This is a genomic window from Phytoactinopolyspora endophytica (assembly GCF_004138495.1).
GTDB lineage: Bacteria > Actinomycetota > Actinomycetes > Jiangellales > Jiangellaceae > Phytoactinopolyspora > Phytoactinopolyspora endophytica.
This window is the reverse complement of the sequence record NZ_ML142849.1, coordinates 78,063-78,821: the sequence shown is the minus strand read 5'-3', so window position 1 is coordinate 78,821 and position 759 is coordinate 78,063. Positions and strand designations below refer to the sequence as shown.

The window sequence follows — 759 nt, the reverse complement described above, 5'->3', positions numbered from 1 at the left end:
GTCGTTGGATGACCCTCTGCTGGAGTACAACCCGTACAGCGAATGGACTGCAGACCAGGACGAGCCGGAGCACTGGGAGCTGGTGGACGGCGCCCTCCAGCTGGTCGAGGGCGGCAAGCACTACGGGCACCTGGAGGTCGATGTCGAGCGGCTCCGCGACGGTGCCCGGGTGACGATGGTCCCCGTGTACGTATTCCCGGTTCTCGACGCTGACTACAACCTCGAGCGCACGGAACGGCGGGAGTACGGCGACGAGCTGGTGCTGGAGCTCGACACGGACGGGCAGGTCCGGAACTAGTGCCCCAGCGCTCGCCGGGCCGGCCGGGAGCCCGGAACTAGGCGGAGACTTCGTCCAACGCGGTACGGATCTCGTCCGGCAGCTCGAGTTGCTCGGACGCCAGCTGTGCTCGCAGCTGGTTCGTGGTGCGGGCCCCGAGCAGAGGCGCCGTGACACCTGGACGGTCGCGCACCCACGCCAGTGCCACCTCCAACGGCTGAACGCCCAGGCCGTCGGCGGCGGTGCAGACGGCCTCGACGACCTGCCGGGAGCGTCCGTTGAAGTACTCGTCGACGAAGCCGGCCATGTGTGCCGCGGCGGCGCGTGAATCGGCCGGGGTGCCGCGACGGTACTTCCCGGTCAGCACCCCGCGGCCCAGGGGAGACCAGGGAAGCAGACCCAAGCCGAACTGCCGTGCGGCCGGCACGACCTCGCGTTCGACGCCGCGCTGGACGAGTGAGTACTCCACCTGCGTGGAGATC

General features: G+C 69.4%; 1 protein-coding gene and 1 pseudogene. One reads left to right on the top strand and one right to left on the bottom strand.

Annotated features, from left to right (window positions below):
* A pseudogene (locus tag ELR45_RS36305) lies at nucleotides 1-298 on the top strand (metallophosphoesterase); the annotation flags it as partial.
* Nucleotides 299-335: 37 nt separating this feature from the next.
* Here ELR45_RS36305 and ELR45_RS40185 read toward each other — a convergent pair.
* Nucleotides 336-759: aldo/keto reductase (locus ELR45_RS40185; RefSeq protein ID WP_240759027.1), on the bottom strand; the 424-nt coding region annotated here is incomplete at its 5' end.